The sequence below is a fragment of the Lysobacter capsici genome, assembly GCF_018732085.1.
Lineage (GTDB): Bacteria > Pseudomonadota > Gammaproteobacteria > Xanthomonadales > Xanthomonadaceae > Lysobacter > Lysobacter capsici_A.
In genome coordinates this window covers 325,787-342,674 of sequence record NZ_CP076103.1, presented here as the reverse complement: position 1 = coordinate 342,674, position 16,888 = coordinate 325,787, and the positions used below count along the sequence as shown (strand labels likewise).

Here is a 16,888-nt window from a genome sequence, read left to right as displayed (position 1 = left end):
CCTACCTGCGCCGTCAGGGCTTAGCGATGGCCACGTAGCGCGCGGTGAACTCGGTGGCGATGCCGCCTTCGGGCAACAGCGCGCGCGCGACCAGCGAGGTGCGGGCGCGGCGACGTTCGCGCAGGGTGGCCAGGAAACTGTTCCAGTCGGCTTCCGGGGCGAGCTCGGCATGCACTTCCAGGTCGGCGAACAACGGCGCCAGGTAGCGGATCTGGCTGTCGGCGACGAACACCTCGGCCTGCAATCCGGCGCGTTCCAGCCCCAGCGACACCAGGCCCCACGAGGCCAGGGTCATCATCGACGCCAGGCTGCCGCCGAACGCGCAGCCCTTGTCGTTGAGGTGATGCGCCAGCGGCGCGCGCAGGCGCAGGCGCGCGCCGTCGTAGCCGGCGACGGAAACCTGCATGGCCGCGACCGGCGGCATGGACTGGTAGTGCTGTTGCAGACGTTGCTGAGCGGCATCTAAGGGCATCGGGACTGGCTACGTTGGGGGAAGGACAAGGCGGAATGAAAGCGGCAACCTGGAGCGGACACATGACGGCTTCATGGCAACCCATCGCGTTGTGCGCGATGCGTCGACGCGCGCGATCGCGACGGCCCGCGACCATGCGTGACTGCACGCGATGCGGACACTGTGCGAAGCTGATCGCATGAGCCGCACGCCGCGACAACCGCCGCGATGGTACGTGATCTCGTTGCGCCCGAGCGACGAGCATGAAGCATTGCGCGCGATAGCAAAACGATACGGCGGCGCATTGATCGAACTGTCACCTTGGTCGGTGCATACGCATAACAACGCTACGACGCGACGCGCGCTCGCAGATGCACTGGAGGCGACGCATATCGTCGTCACCAGCCCGAATGCAGCGCATGCGCTGCACGATCTGCATGCGGCCGATCAACGCAGCGATGCACCGTCGATGCGCACCACACTGCAGCGCATGGATCAGCATTGGTATGCGGTCGGCGCGAGCACCGCGGCGCGATTGCGCGAGATCGGCATCGATGAGGTCGCATCGCCCGAACGCATGACCAGCGAAGGCTTGCTCGATCTGCCGTCGTTGCGGCAACTGCACGGCAGCAGCGTCGGCTTGATCACCGCGCCGGGCGGACGCGGCGTGCTCGCGCCCGCGTTCGAGGCACGCGGCGCACGCGTGTTGCGCGCCGACATTTATCGACGCGAGCCGTCGACGTTGTCGCGCTTCGCGATCGCGCAGGTGATCGAGCTCGATGCGCCGGCCGTGCTCGCCTTGTCCAGCGGCGAAGCCTTGCAGCAAGTGCTCGCGCAATTGCCCGACGCGGCGGCGACGCGGCTGCGCGGCGCGCGGGTCAGCGCGGCCAGCGAACGCCTGGCCGAACTGGCGCGGACCCTGGGCTTCGCCGAGGTCACGGTGGCGGCCGGGCCGCGGCCGCAGGACTTGCTCGACCCCGCCGTGCTGGCGCGGCTGCCCGGGGTGGCGGTCACCGAACCGGACCCGCAGGCGCCGTCCCAGGACGACTGAGCGCGCGCACGGACCGAGCAAGCCGGCGCCGGCCCGGCCGACATCGCCATCTACTGGCCGCCGGCCATTTGCGCCGTCAAGGCGGTCTTGATGCGCTCATCCGGTAGCATGGCCGGGTCATGAACGTCCCCCTCGATACCGTGTCCTCGACTCCCTCCGCTTCCGCGCCGCCGCGGCGTGGCTCCAATGGCTGGCTGTGGCTGCTGATCGTGCTGCTGATCCTCGGCGGCGGCGGTTGGTACGGCTGGCGCGAATGGCAGCATCGGCAGGCGCGCGAACTCGCCGCCGAAGCCGACGCCGACCAGCGGCTGGACGCGCTGGACCAGCGCCTGAGCACCCTGCGCACCAATCAGGACGCGCAGAACCGCCGCATCGTCCAGGCCGACAGCACCAACCGCGTGCTGCGCGATGAACTGCACGGGATCGGCCAGCGCGCCGCGCTGATCGAGGACAGCGTGTCCAAGCTCGCCGACCCGGACCGCCACGGCGCCCAGGCGATGCGCCTGGACGAAACCGAGCTGCTGCTGAGCCTGGGCCAGCAGCGCCTGCTGATCGCCGGCGACCTGGAAGGCGCGCGCCGCGCCTACGCCCTGGCCGGCGGCGTGCTCGACGGCATCGACGACCCGGCCTACCTGAGCCTGCGCCAGACCCTGCTGCAGGAAACCGCCGCGCTCAAGGAACTGGGGATCGAACCGCGGGTGCAGGCCATGGCCAAGCTCGACGCGCTCGCCCAGGGCCTGAGCCTGCCGCCCGATACCGCGAGCGCCGCCGCGCCGGCGCTGGCGCCGTGGTGGCAGCGCGCGTTCGGCACCTTGATCGAAAGCCAGCCGGTCGACCGCACCGTGGCCGCGCACCCGACCGACCGCGCCGCCGCGCTGGCCGGCCTGCAACTGGAAATCTCGCTGGCCCGCGCCGCCGCCGAACGACGCGACGCGCCGGGTCTGCGCACCGCGCTGAGCCGCGCGGAGTATTGGGTGCAGCGGCTGTCGGCCGCTTCGCCCGTGCAGCAACGGCAGCTCGCGCAGTTGCGCGAAATCGCCGCGCTGCCGCTTTCACTCTCGGTTCCTACCCTGGGCACCACACTGCAGCAATTGCGCCAGCTGCGTACGGCCCACTGATCCGGCCGCAACGCGCGCCAGCGTCGTCGCATACGCACCAACGCGCGCGCCCGGGCGAGGCCCGGCGCGCGAGTCAGAGCAAGGAGCCACCGCAATGAATCTGTTCCGCAATCTGCTGTTCTGGATCGTGCTCGCGCTGGTCGGCGCGTTGGCCGCGCAACTGCTGGTGCAGGATCCGGGCAAGGTCGTCGTCACCTACGGCGGCATGAACTATTTCACCAACGTGCCCAAGGCGCTGCTGATGCTGATCGGCGGATTGCTGGCGCTGTGGCTGGTGTGGAAGGTGCTCAGCCTGCCGTTCACCGCGGTGCGCCGGCATCGCAAGAAGCAGGCGCGCGCGCGCCTGATCGATGGCCTGGATGCCCTGCATCAAGGCCATTGGACCCGCGCGGAGAAATCGCTGGCGCAGGCCGCGCGCAACCGCGACGTGGCCGCGATCGCCGGCGTCGCCGCCGCGCGCGCCGCCGCGGCCCGCGGCGACACCGCGGCGAAGGTGCAATACCTCGACGCCCTGGCCGCCGACCATCCGGTCGCGCGCGCCCTCGCCGCCGCCGACCTGGCGCTGGCCGAAGACCGTCCCGGCGATGCGCTGGCCGCGCTCGACATGCCCACCGCGCAGCCGCTGCCGCCGCGCGGCCTCGCCCTGCGCGCGCAAGCGCTGGCCGCGCTCGGCCGCGCCGGCGAGGCGTACGGCCTGCTCGGCGCATTGCGCCAGCACAACGTCTGGCCGGCCGAGCGCCTAAGCCAGCACGAAGCCGCCTGGGCCGAAGCCGCGCTGCGCGAAGCCGCCGACGCGAACGTGCTCGCCGATCATTGGGAAACCCTGCCCAAGCCGCTCAAGACCGACCCGGCCGCGGTCGCCGCCTACGCCGAACGCGCCGCCGCGCTGCGTTGGGAAGAGGCCGCCGCCAAGAGTCTGGAACAGGCCCTGGACACGCGTTGGGACGAATCGCTGGCCGCGCTCTACGGCCGCCTGCCGATCGGCCGCCTCGACGCGCGCCGCGCCAACGCCGAACGCTGGTTGCAGGCGCATCCCGGCAGCCCCGGCCTGCTGGTCAGCCTGGCCCGCCTCGCCCGTGCGCAGGGCCAGTGGCCGCAGGCCGAAGCCTATCTGCACCGTGCCCTGGCCCAGGGCGCCAACAGCGAAGCCTGGGAAGAACTCGGCCACGGCTTCGCCCAGGTCGGCGACGAGAACCGCGCGCGCCTGAGCTACGTCAACGCGCTGCGCGCCGGACGCGGCGAAGCGATCACCGAATTGCCGGGGCGCGATCTGCGTCAAAAGTTGTTCGATGAAGCGGTGATCGAGGAGCGCGATGAGTTCGGGATGCCGCGGTTGCGCGGGTGAGTCGAGTCGCCGCTTGTACGCCGGAACGGCCGCCTTCGGGGCGGCCGTTTTGTTTTTGGCGGAGGTGTTTGGCGTTGATGCGGACGCCGACGATTGGGTCGGATCGCGGCTGATGTTTGGCGTGTCGCGGGCTGTTGTTGGGTAGCACTCCTACGAATACGTTGCGACGTTGTCGTAGTCCCGCGGTCGCGGCTTGCGCCGCTCCTACAGGTAGGCCATATGGCTCTCACCTGAAGTCAGGTTTCATTTCCAGCGCTGCGAGGCTCGTAACTCGCGAGAACAAAAGCACACCCGGAGGGCGACGCGCAGGGATGCGCGTCGCGCGCCACCGGGACATGGATGTCCCGTGTGGCGCGTGCCCGCGTCTGCCCCGCACTTGCGGGCTCTTGATTCACAAAAAAGCGTTTTTCTTTGGTTACCTTTCTTTTGTCGCTTCTGACAAAAGAAAGTGACCCGCCGCTTTAGTGGCGGAAGCTTTTGATCCTGCTTGCAGCTCTTAAAGCTTTAGAGCTTTTAAGCTCTAGAGCCTTTGAGGCAAAGGCAACAGCTTTCGTCCGCAAGCGGCCGAGTTACTTTCTTTTGTCAAAAGCGACAAAAGAAAGGTAACCAAAGAAAAACGCTTTTTCTTGAATCAAGTGCCCGCAAGTGCGGAGCAGACGCGAGCATGCGCCACACGGGACATCCATGTCCCGGTGGCGCACGGCGTGCATCCTGCACGCCGCCCTCCGGGTGTGCGTTTGCTAACGCGAGTTAGAGGCTTCGCAGCGCTGGAAGCGACGACTGAAATGAGGAAAAAGCCACATGGCCTACCTGTAGGAGCGGCGCAAGCCGCGACCGCGAATTGCGGCTACTGCGCAGGCTTCGAAGTTGTCGTGATGGCGCGGTCGCGGCTTGCGCCGCTCCTACAGGGGCTTCGACGTAACCTCGCCGACGACACGCATCACCCATCGAACCCCTCACGCCGGCCTCGCAACAACCCAAACGAAAACGGCGCATCAAAGCGCCGTTTCGTTTGCCACCCTATCGCACCAAAATCAGCGCAACGGCACCGTCAACGTCGACGGATCCGATGCCGGCGAACTGAAACTCACGCTGCCGCCGATCGTGCTCGCGCTGGTATAGCGCGGGTCCTGGGTATCGACCACCAACACCAATCGGCGGCCGGCCGGGATGTCCCAGCTGGTCGCTTCCAGGCGCAGATCGATGGTCTGCGCCACGCCCGGACGCGCGCCGCGCAGCGAATACGGTTTGTGGCTGAGCAAGGTGCCGTTGCCGAGCAGGTCGACGCTGTAGAGATAGGCGAACAGGCTGACCTCGGACTGGCTCGGGGTCACCGTGACGTGCAGCTTCGGCATGCCGCTGAGCTGCTGCGGCAGCCAGTTCATCGGCGTCTGCCACACGCCCGCGCCGGCGCGCAGGACCAGCGGAATCGACGCCTGCGGCGCGACCTGCACCGACTGCAGGAAACCGCTGACGAAGGCGATGCCCGAATCGGCGACGGTCGGCAGGCCGGTCAGGATCGAATGGCTCCAGCCGGTACTCGGGGTGGCGCGCAGTTCGCCGGTCGGCGCGATCAGGCCGCTCGGCCGGCTCAGCGCGAGCACGGTCGAACCGGTCTGCACCGCGTTCCAGTCGGCATAGCCGCGCCAGTCGCCGTCCTGCGATTTCAGCCGCACCGCCGGCTCGCGCTCGACTCCGTTGTCGATGCCCTTGAGGTGATGGTCGAACCAGCGCACCGCGCCGGTGTAGACCTCGTTCGGCAGGCCCAGCGCGCCGGCCACTTCGACGGTGGCGTGGTCGCCGTGGGCGAACAGCAGTTGCTTGGGTCCGCTCAGGCCGGTGTAGAAGTCGATGTACTGGCCCGGCGGGAACAGGCTGTCGTTGAAGGCGTTGGCGAGGAACACCGCGGTGCCGTTGCGGTTCAAGGCGGCCGCGTCGGTGATCGGGCTGCGCTGCGGCACCACCGGCAACAGGCCGTTGACCGCGCCGTCGAAGTCGCCGAGCGCGATGCGCGCGGTGGCGCCGGCGAGTTCCGGCCCGGGCCGTCCGGTCAGCGAACCGGCCAGCACCAACAGCGCCGCGCCTTGCTGGCTGACGGTGCGGTTGGCGTACAGCGACGCCTCCAGGTCGGCCCAGCCGCTCAGGGCCGCGACCGCCTTGATCCGCGGATCGCGCTCGGCCGCGAGCAGGCTGATGCCGGCGCCGTAGGAAATGCCGCTGGCGCCGATCTTCGCCGGGTTGGACGGGGTGTGCGCCAAGGCCCAGTCGATCACCGCGCTGACGTCCTCGACCGTGCCCGGCCCGGCGATGTCGATCTGCCCGGCCGAATCGTAGAACCCGCGCGAGGTGTAGCTGACCACCACATAGCCCTGGCCGGCGAGCACCGCGCCGCGGCCGACGTACTCCAGGTTCGGCGCGCCCCAGCTCGCGGGCATCACCAGCAGCGGAAACGGCCCCGGGCCCTGGTCCTTGGGCACCATCACGAAGGCGCCCATTTCCGCACCGTCCCAACCGGGAATGCGTTGATAGCTGCCTTTGAAACCACCCGCCATCGCCGGAGCGGCGAACACGGTCAGGACCAGACATGACACGAACCACGACCCGAGCTTGCGCATGAGGCTGTCCCCTCCCAGAGACTGTTCAGCACATTAAGATACGTTTGCGTATGGTTTGTTGCCGATCGACCGTACCATCGCGAATGGAGACACAACAACCGTGCCTTCGGAGCAGCTTGGTGAACCGGCGCGACCTCGGTCACGGATCGGCGGTCGGGTTCGCGCCGGCCCTGCGGACATCGCGTCATGCACGAGCGATGCGAGCCGCGATCGGCGCATCGCGCCTTCCTTTACCCCTCCCGCGGCCGCACCTAGACTGGCCCGCTGTGCGAACCCCGCCCGCACATCCGCACCGCATCAACGGAGGATGCCCATGACGACGACGGCCCCGAAGCGCCGCAGCTTCGTCCTCGCCGCCAGCCTGGCGCTGGCGGCCTGCACATCGTCGGCGCCGCCCTCCAGTCCAGCCCAGGAGCCCGCACCCATGACGGACGCCGCCGTCGCCTCGCCCTACAACGACAAACCGGTTGAGGCCAAGCTCGGCCCGCACCGCTTCGAGATTCCCGCGAATTATTTCGACACCCAGCTCGGCCCGGATTTCCAAGGCAACATGCGCCTGATCGTGCAGTGGCCCGACCTGCAGCCGCTGGCGCCGGGCGAGCGGTATTTCGACGACCAGGACCGGTTCCGCAAGGGCGTCAACATCACCCCGAGCTTCATCGACCGGGTGCCGCTCGACAGCTTGCTGGAGCGGATCCTCCGTTCCGACATCGATTCGCCGCAGGCCGCGCAAGAAGACCCCTCGCTCAACATCGACCTGCGCCTGCGCGGCGAACCGGTGTTCGGCCTGGAGCCCTACTACCTGGACTTCCGCAAGTTCGACGCCTACCTGCTCAAGCAACACGGCGACAAGGTCGACCTCGCGCGCCAGCGCGAGTCCTCGCTCAATCGCGACTGGTTCGTGCAGCGCGACGCGCAGGGCAAGCTGGCCACGGTGATCACCTGCAGCTCGCGCGAAATGCCCGACGGCGTGACGCTCGACGGCAACACGCTCAAGCAGATCGAACCGCCGATCGCGACCTGCGAGCACAGCCTGATCCTGCCGCGCTACAACACCCGCGTCACCGTCGAATACCTGCGGGTATTCCTCAAGGACTGGCAGCGCATCGACGCGCGCGTGCGCGGCCTGTTCGACCAGTACCACCGCAACGCCGCGCCCTGACCCGGCGCGACCAAGACGACAGCAAGGAAGACCACACGATGAGCGGATTGAACGAACGCGACCTCACCATCCTGGGGCACTACGCCCAGCAGGGAAATCGCGAGCTGTACTGGAACTACCTCGCCCAGCACCCGGGCAACGACGGCTACGGCACGCTCGCGCTCGGCGTGGTGCGCAACGACAACGCGCCCGGCCGGGTCGCCAACCTGCATGCCGACATGCGCGCGCGCAGCGACGGGCGCGAGATGAGCGAGCGCGACTGGGAGCGGTTCGGCGTCGACCTGATCACCCGCGACCTGGCGATGCGCCGCGAGCACGTGCGCGAAGGCCATCCCGAACTGGCCTTGAACCTGCCCGCGCGCGATGTCCAGCGCGCCCACGATCAATCCTTCACCCAGGCCGGGATCAATCCCAATGCCTGGACGCCGCGGCAGTTGCTCGAAGGCGCGCGCCGCACCCACGGCGAGGCCGAAGTCGAACGCGTGTGGGATCACATGCTCGACAACGGCGCGCTCGGCCTGGGCCGTACCGCCAACACCTTGTACGACATCGGTCGCAACCTGCCCCCGGGCGAAGCCACGACCTACACCGGTCGCCTGGCCGCGGTGCGCGCCACCGCGATGAGCAGCGAATCCAACCTCGACCCGGACCGCATCCAGCGCTCGCCGATGGTCTACGAATACAGCGCGCGTCATCGCACCTGGACCGAATCGGCGCAGATCTCCGGGCCGGACGAAGGCATGGGCGCGTCGCGCACGGTCACCGACCGCGCCCTGATCGCCGAACTCAACGATGCCCGCGCGGTGCGCCTGCACCGGCAGGAGATGCGCGACGATTTCCATCCGGCCGATCCCAACCGCGGCCGGCCGCTCATGCGCAGTCCCGCGGTGCTGTCCGACGCCGGCGAACCGGCGCGCGAACCCGGACGCGGCGAGGCGCGGGTGCAACTGGCCCGCGCCGACTACGGCGACTACGGCGATCGCGGCGGCGGCAACGAACCGGCGCCGTTCGACCCGCGCCGCGCCGACCATCCGCAGCACTCGCTGTACTGCCAATGCCGCGACGGCGTGCAGCGCCTGGACGCGGCGCACGGCCGCAGCTACGACGAAGGCAGCGAACGCCTGACCGCGCGCCTGACCCAGCTCGCCAGCGACAACCGCTTCGATCGGGTCGATGCGGTCGTGCTCAGCCGCGGCACCGAGCGGCTCGGCGCCGGCGAGAACGTGTTCGTGGTGCGCGGCGATCCGACCGACCCGGCCAGCCAGCGCGCGCATACCAACACCCGCGAGGCGATGGAGACCAAGGTCGAGCAATCGTTCCAGGCGCTGGCGATGAATCCGCCGCAACCGACGCAGCAGCAGGCGGCGCTGCAGCAAGAGCAGCAGGCCGAACAGCAACGCAATCCGGCGCGCAGCATGGCCTGATCGCGGCGATCCGTGCCGGCGCGTTGGCGTCGGCGCGGGTCCTGATCGCCGCAGGCACGGGGCGATCGAGCAACCATCGGATCGCGTTCGCGCATCGCGCCGCGCTCGTCCGCGGCGCGAACTCTCAGCCGCCAAGCATCGATCAGAAATCGACGATCGTGCCGTCCTCGTCCAGGCGCGCATGCGCCACGCTGCGCGAACGGATCAGCTGCAACTGCGCGTCGAGCACCTTGCGCATGTAGACGGCGGTGTCCTCGTCCTGCTTGCCCGGGAACGCGCGGTCGCCGCGCAACGCGTCGAACGTCGCCTGGGCCTGATCGAAGCGTCCCAGCCGACGCTGCAATTCGCCGATCAGCATGCGCGTGTGGTACGCCTGATCGGTCCCCGCTTCGCGCGCGGCGCGTTGCTGCATCGCCTCCAGCGCCTCGGCGGCGTAGCGCGGATAGCGTTTGCTGCCGGCTTCCCAGGTGGCCTGCAGCAATACCCCGGCGACGCGGTCGGGCGATTCGCCCGACCAGGCCATCTGCTTGGCCAATCGGTAGTACGGCGTGTCGTTCGCGACCCAGCCGCGGTAGTCGTCCGACGCCACGAACGCGCGCAACTTGACCAGTTCGGCCTCGCTGTAGCTGCGGTTCTCGTCGATCACGATGAACCCGTTGCCCGGGCACATCGGCAGCGGCGCGGGCGAGGCGATCGGGCCGAAGCGCTGGGTATCGAAGTACGAGCCGAACGAGGTGCCCGAGCTCATTACCCGCGTGGAAAAGGTCTGGCCGTCGATCGGGCAGACGAACGATTGTTCGGCAAAGGTCATCGCCGCGGCCGACAGCGGCAGCAGCGTGGCGGCGAGCAGGGCGAGGACGCAGGGGAAGTGACGGCGCATGACAGCTCCTTGTCGTGACGGTGCGCACATATTGCCCGAGCGCGCAGTGCCTGTATGCGCCTGGCCGACGCGCGGCGGCCGTGGCCGTCCTGCCGGCGCCGTTGCGCGCGTTTGAGCGTGCATCCCACGGAGCGACCGACATGGCCCTGAGCGATCTGTTTTCGAACGGCAACCGACCCAACCTGCTGCTGATCATCACCGACCAGGAACGCAGCCTGCTGCAATGGCCGGCGTCGTACCAACCCACGCTCGCCGCGGCGATGCCGGCGATGCGCCAGCTCGCCGCCAACGGGATCGATTTCCAGGCCGCGTTCACCGGCGCGTGCATGTGCTCGCCGAGCCGCGCGACGTTCCTGACCAGCCAGTACCCGGCGGTCACCGGTTGCACCCACACCGGCGGCGCGGCCCTGCCGCTGCCTTCGCGGTTTCCCAATCTGGCCAGCGTGCTCAAGGCCGCGGGCTACGGTTGCTACTGGATCGGCAAGTGGCACCTGCTCGGCAGCAACGAACCGGGCACGCAGGACGACGAACTCGCGCAGTGGGGCTTCGCGACCTGGGACCCGAACGACGCCGGCATCAGCTTGAACGCCACCTTCCTCGGCGGCGGCACCCTCGATACCGGACCGGTCACGCCCGGCGCGCCCAACCAGAACGATCAGCGCTACCTCGCCGATGCGCTGAACTTCCTCGCCGCGCCGCCGGCCGAGCCGTATTGCCTGGCGGTGTCGCTGGTCAATCCGCACGACGTGCATCTGGGTTATCTCAACCAGGCCGCGAGCTATTACGACCCGACGACGTATCGCGCCGCCGCCGCGCCGATCCCGCTCAACGCCGACGAGAACCTGTCGACCAAGCCGCGCGCGCAATCGAGCTACACCTTCGCCCAGATGAGCGGCGACGATGGCGCGAGCGAGCAGGACTTCGTCGATTTCTATGCGTACCTGGTCGGTTATGTGGATTCGCAGATCCAGCAGATCCTCGCTGCGATGAGCGCCGCACAGATCGATCGGACCTTGATCGTGCGGTTCGCCGACCACGGCGAACTGGGCCTGTCGCACGGCATGGTCGAAAAATTCGTCAACGCCTACGACGAAGCCATCCACGTGCCGCTGCTGTTCTCCAATCCCATCGCGTGGCCGCAGCCGCAAAGCACGCAGGCGCTGGCCAGTTCGGTCGACCTGTTGCCGACCCTGGCCAACCTGCTCGGCGTGAGCTCGCAATTCCCCGGCCTGGCCGGCACCGACCTGAGCCCGGTGCTCGAAGGCAGCGGCACCGGCGTGCAGGACTATGTGCATTACACCTACGACGACATCGGCGGCAACGGACCGAGCGTGATCCGCGCGATCCGTTCGGCGCAGTGGACGTATGCGGTGTATGCGCCGGCCGCGGGCGCGCAGAGCCAGGGCGGCGATTGGGAGCTGTACGACCTGTCCGCCGATCCGCAGCAGAACACCAACCTGGCCGGCAATCCCGATTACGCCGATCAGCAGGCGGCACTGGACGCCGAGTTGGCGATACAGATGAAGAAAAAGGGCACGACGCCGGCGGGGTGGCCGCCGCAGTACATCGCCGGGACGAGTCGCGGCGGGCCGGCTGCCTGAGATCTAGCTACTGCTATGAGCTATGAGCTATGAGCTATGAGCTATGAGCTGCGGCATTTTGCTCCCTCTCCCGCTTTGCGGGGTGAGCGGGTGCCGCTTGCGAGCCACTGGCTCGCGCGCCCGCGAACGCCCAAACGCCATGCGTTTGGGCCGGGGTGCGGCCAGGGTGAGGGTTTGCGAGGTCAGCCATTTGCGGCACTACGCGCCCTCATCCGCCCTTCGGGCACTTTCTCAGCTCTGCACTCCCTTCGGTCGCCGCAAGCGGGAGCAGGGAACGGCGGAACTTACCGCTCCAGAATCGCCACCACGCCCATGCCGCCGGCGGTGCAGATCGAAATCAAACAACGCCCACCACCGCGCTGCTTCAATTCCTTCGCCGCGGTCGCGACGATGCGCGCACCGGTCGCGGCGAACGGGTGGCCGGCCGCCAGCGAGGAGCCGTTCGGGTTGATCTTGGCCGGGTCGATCCGGCCCAGCGGCGCGTCCAGGCCCAGGCGGGTCTTGCAGTAGTCCTCGCTCTCCCACGCGCGCAGCGTGCACAGCACTTGCGCGGCGAAGGCTTCGTGGATTTCGTAGATGTCGAAATCCTGCAAGGTCAGACCGTTGCGCTTGAGCATTTCCGGCACCGCCACGGTCGGCGCCATCAGCAGGCCCTCGCCGTGGACGAAGTCGACCGCCGCGACCTGCGCGTCGCGCAGGTAGCACAGCACTTCGTGGTTATGCGCCTGCGCCCATTCCTCCGAAGCCAGCAGGCAGGCCGACGCGCCGTCGGTCAGCGGGGTGGAATTCGCCGCCGTCAGGGTGCCGCGCCCGGAGGTCTTGTCGAACGCCGGCTTCAAGGTCGCGAGCTTTTCCAGGGTGCTGTCGGCGCGCAGGTTGTTGTCGCGCGACACCCCGCGGAAACTCACCACCAGATCGTCGAAGAACCCGCGCTCGTAGGCCGCGACCAGCTTGAGGTGCGACGACAGCGCCCATTCGTCCTGCGAATCGCGCGAGATGTTCCACTGCTTGGCCATGTCCTCGCAGTGCTCGCCCATGCTCTTGCCGGTGCGCGGCTCGGCCACGCCGGGGAACTCGGGCTTGAGTTCGCGCAGGTGGAAGCCCTTGAACGCGGCGATCTTGTCCTTGGTGCTACGCGCGCGCGCGGCTTCCAGCAGACGCCGGCGCAGGCTCTTGCCGTACACGATCGGCACGTCGGAGGTGGTGTCCGAACCGCCGCCGATGCCGGCCTCGATCTGGCCGACCGCGATCTTGTTGGCGATGGTGATGATCGAGTCGAGCGAGGTGCCGCAGGCGCGCTGCAGGGTGATGCCCGGGGTCAGCGGCGACAGGCCCGAGGACAGCGCGGCCTCGCGGCCGAGGTTCCAGTCGCTGCTGTGCTTGATCACCGCGCCCATCGCCACTTCGCCGAGCTGCTGGCCGTGCAGGCCGAACTTCTCGACCAACGCGCCCAAGGTGCGCACCGACATGCCCAGGTTGCCGACATCCGCATAAGCGGTGTTTTGGCGGCAGAACGGAATACGCACGCCACCGAGCACGGCGACGGGACGGTTTTGGCGCATCGGCACACCTCGCAAGGAGTTCTCACAGGGCCCGTCGCGGCGGACCGGGCATAATGGGGCTCAGTGTAGCGCCGCACACGCGCTCTACCAAACGCCAGCGTATCTTCGGTGACCATGAGCTCAGCCAGCCCTCCCGCCAGCGGCCCGTCCGCGCCCCTGCACGTCCTCGGCGCCCTCGCCCTGGAGCTCAAGGGCGACGCCGCGGTCAGCCGCAGCGCCTTGCCCCGCCACGATGCGGGCGCCCTGTCGGAGAAGATCGCCCGCGACCTGGCCGGCTTCGCCGCCGAGACCGCCGCGCTGGACCTGGTCACCGTGGGCGCCCACTACGACCCGGTCGAACTGCTGCGCCCGGGCTGGCCACTGCACCGCGAACTCGACGAGCTGTCGGCCAACGCCCCGCGCGAGCGCGGCGCCGGCGACGCCGGCCGGGTGATCGCGTTCGGCGCCCACGAACAGCAACTGCCCGGCGCGCTGGCGCCCTCGCCGGACTACGCCGGCGGCCCGCTGCGGCTGGTGCCGTTCGTGCTCAGCGGCGACCCCGAGCGGGTCGCGCGGGTCGGCGAACTGCTCGAATCCAGCCTGCTCGAACGCGGCATGGCCGGCGCCGACACCGCCCTGGCCGCGCAGGACGCCTTCGGCCTGCAGGTCGAACACGCGCGCTACCTCACCGTCCACGACCTCGCCGCGATGATGGCGATGCAGTACGACCACGCCGGCCTGGGCCCGCTGTGGCCGCTGCTGGAAACCGCGCTGCTGCAGCCCGACGGCGAGGAGTGGCTGGACGCCCCGCCCGAGCCGCTGATCCATTACAGCGAAGGCGAAGCCCGCATCGCCCTGTTCTCGCCGAACGCCTGGCATCAGCGCTACGCGCCCGAAGCCCCGTGCGGCACCGAGGAATGCCGCGAGAAACTCAATCGCCGCTATCAGCATTTCGAAGCGCGGCTCAAGCAGATCGCCGCGGTGCTGGGCGCGCACGGCGTGCCGGTGACGTTCGTGCATTGCGACGGGGCGCCGGAGCCGGGCCAGCTGTAACCCCGGCTGGCCGCGCCGGCGCCGATCCGGCCTAGGGCTTCTTGCCCGCCGCCGGGTCCGGCGGCTCGACCACATAGTCGTCGCCGTACAGCGAGCAGTACTCGAGCCAGCGTTTGGCCGGCGGCGCGACCACGCGGTAGTCCTCGCCCGTGCGACGGCTGAAGCGGCAACGCGTGGCCGGCGACTCGCCGTCCTTGTCGTCGCCGACGAAACCGGCGTCGGCCAGGATGATGAAGTCGGGCAGGTCATCGAACACCGGGCGCGGCCGATGGCGCACGCGATAGACGTGATACTCCCAGGCGCAGCAACTCGCGCGGCCGGATTCGACCAGATACTCGCCATCGAAACTGACATCGGCCCAACCGCCGGCATGCATCAGGTACAACTCGCGCCGCTTCGGGTCGAAGCGATGGATCTCGCCCTCGCAGTTCGGCCCCGCGCCGCACTGGCCGCCCTGGCGCAGGTCGAACCACCCGTCACGATCGAAATCGACCAGGCTCGCGGCCCAGGTGCCGGGCGTATCGGGCGACTGGTAATGCATCAGCTTGCGCGCCGCATCCTCCGGCCTGACGCGGTACCAGACCGTCGCCGACATCTCGTCGCCACCCTCGCACGAACGCTTGCGCAGCTCCAGTTGCGAGCCGTCGCGGTTGTGTTCGATCTGGGTGTCGGTACTGCACTTACCCGGATCATCGCCCACGCGATCGTCGTCGGACGCGCAGGCCTGGCTTGCGAACAGCACGCCGGCCAGCACGAGTCCGAGGCGCATCGCTTTGAGCGTCGCGCCGATCACGTGTGCTGTTCGTAGATGTGATACCCCGCATCGACCATGCCCATCGCCTCGTAAGTACGTTGCGCGTCGGCGTTGGCGCGTTCGACATACAACCGCAGCCCGACCACGTCCGGCGTCGCCTCGGCCAGGGCCGCCACATGGCGGTGCAATGCGTTGTAGACGCCCTGGCGGCGGTGCTCCGGCGCGACATACACGCTCTGGATCCACCACCAGTCGCCGTTGCGCCAGTCGCTCCATTCGTGAGTGAACATCAAGGTGCCGGCCGGGACCGCGATGGTCTCGTTGCCGGCGACTTCGGCCTCGCGCATGGCGATTAAGTAACGCGCCCTGGCCGCGTCGGCCAAGCCGCCGGCGACGCCGGCGCGCACGGTGTCGGGGTCGAGTTGTTTGTGCTCGGTTTCCCAGGCCATCGCGATCATCCAGTCGGCGATCAGATCGCGGTCGGCGGGAACGGCGTCGCGGATGCGCAGGTGAGTCATGGCGGGGGTCGCTGCGTGGGATGCGCCAAGGATAGGCGATGCGCGAGCGGGTGGTTGGGTAGCGACGGTGGCTACTGGCGCCATCGATGCCGCATCGCAACCGGGCGCGCACCCGCGAGCCACGCGGCTTCCGAGGTCTGTTGTGGGAGGGCATTCATGCCCGACGCTGTTGGCTCAAATCGCCGCGCAGTGGCGGGCGCAGCCTCAAGCCACTGTCAGCCGGAACCTCAAGTTCAACCGCGACCGTAGCGAACCCGGTGCCATCGATGCTGCACCGCGACCAAGCGCGCTCGCGAACCACGCGGCTGCGAGGTCTGTTGTGGGAGGGCATTCATGCCCGACGCTTTTGGCTCAGATCGCCGCGCAGTGGCGGGCGCAGCCTCAAGCCACTATCAGCCGGAACCTCAAGTTCAACCGCGACCGGATTCAACCGCGACCGGAGCGAGCAGCGTCGGGCATGAATGCCCTCCCACAAAAGAGTCCGCGGCATTCGCGGCGTCCGATTGGCCAAACCCGCCATCGCCTCCCACCGCAGCGGGAGGCGATCTGCCGCGATCAGCGCAAGCCCACGATCACTGCGCGATCTTGATCACGCCGCAGGCCACGCGCGCACCGGCGTTGCCGGCGGGCTGGCTTTTGTAATCGTCCTGGACGGCATGCACGATCACCGCGCGACCGGCGACATCGTTGGCCGCGCCGCCGCCGAGGGTCACGCCGCTGGCATGCGCGTCGACCTTGGCGACGCCTTCGGCGTTGGAGTTGAGATTGTTCATGTCGCCGGCGTGATGCGGACCGTGATCGACCTGCCCGTGCGGCTGGCCGGCCGGATTGAAATGACCGCCGGCGCTGCTCGCGTCGGCCGCGCTGCAGTCGCCCTTCTCGTGGATATGGATCGCATGCACGCTGTTGGGTGTCAGGCCGCCGACCTCGCCGGTGAGGTGCACGCCGTCGCCCATCGGGCGCAGCGTCAGCTTGCCGCTGACCAGGCTGCCGGAGGCCGAGGCGAGCACCACCGTGGCCGATTGCGCGGTCGACACCGGCTTGGGCGGCGCGGGCGGCGGCGTGGGTTTGGTGGTCTGTCCACCGCAAGCCGCCAACGCGCCGACGAATGAGGCGATCGTGATCGTGCGAAGTACGTGGTTCATGCAGGACTCCTGTGCGTCGGCGCGAGGAAGCGGCGCCGGATGGGACGGTGGCCCGACGCTAGCCCCGCGCGGGTTCAGCGCAGGTGAAACGGCGTCGGGAGGAAGGCTGGCGTGCGGCTGGCCGCTGGATTATGGCGGTCGCGACGGCGGCACGGCACGGGCCCTGCAATTCCGCCAAGTGCCGCATCACCGCGATATGGCTTCTGGCCGCCTCCAACGCACCTCGCGTT

Annotated in this window: 14 protein-coding genes; 7 read left to right on the top strand and 7 right to left on the bottom strand. The window is 68.7% G+C overall.

Annotated features, from left to right (window positions below; all coding sequences use genetic code 11):
* Window positions 1–13: 13 nt before the first annotated feature.
* Window positions 14–472 (bottom strand): YiiD C-terminal domain-containing protein, encoded by a 459-nt coding sequence (locus KME82_RS01400; protein WP_215496948.1) that lies wholly within the window; start codon window positions 470–472, stop codon window positions 14–16.
* A gap of 151 nt (window positions 473–623) precedes the next feature.
* Here KME82_RS01400 and KME82_RS01395 point away from each other — a divergent pair, with 151 nt between their 5' ends.
* The 3 genes from KME82_RS01395 (at window position 624) to KME82_RS01385 (ending at window position 3,965) form a co-directional block, all read left to right on the top strand.
* Entirely contained in the window at window positions 624–1,502 is an 879-nt protein-coding gene (locus KME82_RS01395) for a uroporphyrinogen-III synthase (RefSeq protein ID WP_345777961.1), read from the top strand.
* A 119-nt stretch (window positions 1,503–1,621) separates the two neighbouring features.
* On the top strand, window positions 1,622–2,620 hold the full coding sequence (locus KME82_RS01390) for a uroporphyrinogen-III C-methyltransferase (RefSeq protein ID WP_215496946.1): 999 nt from the start codon (window positions 1,622–1,624) through the stop codon (window positions 2,618–2,620).
* A gap of 94 nt (window positions 2,621–2,714) precedes the next feature.
* Complete coding sequence (locus KME82_RS01385; protein WP_215496945.1) at window positions 2,715–3,965, top strand: heme biosynthesis HemY N-terminal domain-containing protein; 1,251 nt, start codon at window positions 2,715–2,717, stop codon at window positions 3,963–3,965.
* 1,034 nt (window positions 3,966–4,999) lie between these two features.
* Here KME82_RS01385 and KME82_RS01380 read toward each other — a convergent pair.
* Entirely contained in the window at window positions 5,000–6,580 is a 1,581-nt protein-coding gene (locus tag KME82_RS01380; protein ID WP_215496944.1) for a CocE/NonD family hydrolase, read from the bottom strand.
* A 424-nt stretch (window positions 6,581–7,004) separates the two neighbouring features.
* On the opposite strand from KME82_RS01380, the gene KME82_RS01375 reads away from it, so the two are divergent.
* Together KME82_RS01375 and KME82_RS01370 are read left to right on the top strand one after the other, a co-directional pair.
* Entirely contained in the window at window positions 7,005–7,742 is a 738-nt protein-coding gene (locus KME82_RS01375) for a hypothetical protein (protein ID WP_215496943.1), read from the top strand.
* A 38-nt stretch (window positions 7,743–7,780) separates the two neighbouring features.
* Window positions 7,781–9,166 (top strand): XVIPCD domain-containing protein, encoded by a 1,386-nt coding sequence (locus KME82_RS01370; RefSeq protein WP_215496942.1) that lies wholly within the window; start codon window positions 7,781–7,783, stop codon window positions 9,164–9,166.
* 142 nt (window positions 9,167–9,308) lie between these two features.
* On the opposite strand, the gene KME82_RS01365 is transcribed toward KME82_RS01370, so the two are convergent.
* Window positions 9,309–10,046 (bottom strand): hypothetical protein, encoded by a 738-nt coding sequence (locus KME82_RS01365; protein WP_215496941.1) that lies wholly within the window; start codon window positions 10,044–10,046, stop codon window positions 9,309–9,311.
* Between the two features lie 140 nt (window positions 10,047–10,186).
* Between KME82_RS01365 and KME82_RS01360 the strand changes: the two genes are divergently transcribed.
* A complete protein-coding gene (locus tag KME82_RS01360) occupies window positions 10,187–11,647 on the top strand; it encodes a sulfatase-like hydrolase/transferase (RefSeq protein WP_215496940.1) in 1,461 nt (486 codons plus the stop codon).
* A gap of 284 nt (window positions 11,648–11,931) precedes the next feature.
* On the opposite strand, the gene KME82_RS01355 is transcribed toward KME82_RS01360, so the two are convergent.
* Window positions 11,932–13,224 (bottom strand): acetyl-CoA C-acetyltransferase, encoded by a 1,293-nt coding sequence (locus KME82_RS01355; RefSeq protein ID WP_430538772.1) that lies wholly within the window; start codon window positions 13,222–13,224, stop codon window positions 11,932–11,934.
* 99 nt (window positions 13,225–13,323) lie between these two features.
* Between KME82_RS01355 and KME82_RS01350 the strand changes: the two genes are divergently transcribed.
* Entirely contained in the window at window positions 13,324–14,241 is a 918-nt protein-coding gene (locus KME82_RS01350; protein ID WP_215496938.1) for a hypothetical protein, read from the top strand.
* A gap of 31 nt (window positions 14,242–14,272) precedes the next feature.
* Here KME82_RS01350 and KME82_RS01345 read toward each other — a convergent pair whose 3' ends face one another.
* From KME82_RS01345 to KME82_RS01335, 3 genes are all read right to left on the bottom strand, one after another.
* On the bottom strand, window positions 14,273–15,010 hold the full coding sequence (locus tag KME82_RS01345) for a hypothetical protein (RefSeq protein WP_215496937.1): 738 nt from the start codon (window positions 15,008–15,010) through the stop codon (window positions 14,273–14,275).
* Between the two features lie 20 nt (window positions 15,011–15,030).
* Entirely contained in the window at window positions 15,031–15,513 is a 483-nt protein-coding gene (locus KME82_RS01340) for a GNAT family N-acetyltransferase (RefSeq protein ID WP_215496936.1), read from the bottom strand.
* Window positions 15,514–16,085: 572 nt separating this feature from the next.
* Complete coding sequence (locus KME82_RS01335) at window positions 16,086–16,658, bottom strand: superoxide dismutase family protein (RefSeq protein ID WP_215496935.1); 573 nt, start codon at window positions 16,656–16,658, stop codon at window positions 16,086–16,088.
* Between the last annotated feature and the right edge of the window lie 230 nt (window positions 16,659–16,888).

Excerpts from the sequence above, each read along its gene's own strand:
- KME82_RS01380 (WP_215496944.1), bottom strand. The coding sequence starts at position 6,580 with ATGCGCAAGCTCGGGTCGTGGTTCGTGTCATGTCTGGTCCTGACCGTG.
- KME82_RS01390 (WP_215496946.1), top strand. The coding sequence starts at position 1,622 with ATGAACGTCCCCCTCGATACCGTGTCCTCGACTCCCTCCGCTTCCGCG.
- KME82_RS01350 (WP_215496938.1), top strand. The coding sequence starts at position 13,324 with ATGAGCTCAGCCAGCCCTCCCGCCAGCGGCCCGTCCGCGCCCCTGCAC.
- KME82_RS01340 (WP_215496936.1), bottom strand. The coding sequence starts at position 15,513 with ATGACTCACCTGCGCATCCGCGACGCCGTTCCCGCCGACCGCGATCTG.
- KME82_RS01365 (WP_215496941.1), bottom strand. The coding sequence starts at position 10,046 with ATGCGCCGTCACTTCCCCTGCGTCCTCGCCCTGCTCGCCGCCACGCTG.
- KME82_RS01360 (WP_215496940.1), top strand. The coding sequence starts at position 10,187 with ATGGCCCTGAGCGATCTGTTTTCGAACGGCAACCGACCCAACCTGCTG.
- KME82_RS01335 (WP_215496935.1), bottom strand. The coding sequence starts at position 16,658 with ATGAACCACGTACTTCGCACGATCACGATCGCCTCATTCGTCGGCGCG.
- KME82_RS01400 (WP_215496948.1), bottom strand. The coding sequence starts at position 472 with ATGCCCTTAGATGCCGCTCAGCAACGTCTGCAACAGCACTACCAGTCC.
- KME82_RS01345 (WP_215496937.1), bottom strand. The coding sequence starts at position 15,010 with ATGCGCCTCGGACTCGTGCTGGCCGGCGTGCTGTTCGCAAGCCAGGCC.
- KME82_RS01370 (WP_215496942.1), top strand. The coding sequence starts at position 7,781 with ATGAGCGGATTGAACGAACGCGACCTCACCATCCTGGGGCACTACGCC.
- KME82_RS01385 (WP_215496945.1), top strand. The coding sequence starts at position 2,715 with ATGAATCTGTTCCGCAATCTGCTGTTCTGGATCGTGCTCGCGCTGGTC.
- KME82_RS01395 (WP_345777961.1), top strand. The coding sequence starts at position 624 with ATGCGGACACTGTGCGAAGCTGATCGCATGAGCCGCACGCCGCGACAA.
- KME82_RS01375 (WP_215496943.1), top strand. The coding sequence starts at position 7,005 with ATGACGGACGCCGCCGTCGCCTCGCCCTACAACGACAAACCGGTTGAG.